The 536-nt window shown below is 71.3% G+C and carries 1 protein-coding gene; it reads right to left on the bottom strand.

All coding sequences use genetic code 11. The features are described from left to right. The coding region (locus tag AC1DQC_RS20210) for a ketopantoate reductase family protein (protein WP_477053008.1) at positions 1-536 on the bottom strand (536 nt) is incomplete at both ends.

The following is a 536-nucleotide window of genomic DNA, read 5'->3' as shown; positions in this document are numbered from 1 at the left end:
CCCCGCCTCGTGATCGAGTAACGCCGACGGCTTCGCCGCAGGCATCTGGGCCCCGAAGTCGCGCACGAACGCGACCGGATCGTCCACGTCAACGGCAATTCCGCGGGCCTTGGCGATCTCCCACGCCTCAGTCGCGGCCGCCCGGCTCACCGGGCCCATTTCCTCGTGGTCGAGTACCTCCCCCACCGTGAGGCCGGTCAGCGCGCACGGGGCACTGTAGGCGACGTTGCAGATCAGCTTCTCCCACTGCATGGCAGCGATGTCGTCGACCGCCCGGGCGTCGAACCCCGCCGACCGCCAGGCCTCGGCGACCCGGTCGACAGTCGCGAACGCGAGATCGGCGTAGGCGCCGAAGCGCATCGCCCGCATCGCGTTGTGGTGCACCCGGCCGGGGGCGACCAGTGACGCACCGAAACCGCTGGCGATGCCCACCGCGAGCCGGTCCGCCCCCACGTGCCGGGCGACCTCGTCGGCCGAGCCCAAACCGTTCTGGATCGTGAGCACCACGGTTTCGGCGCCGATCAGCCCGCCGAGAG

Source organism: Cellulomonas sp. P4_H12 (assembly GCF_056400905.1).
This window is presented reverse-complemented; position numbering and strand designations above follow the sequence as displayed.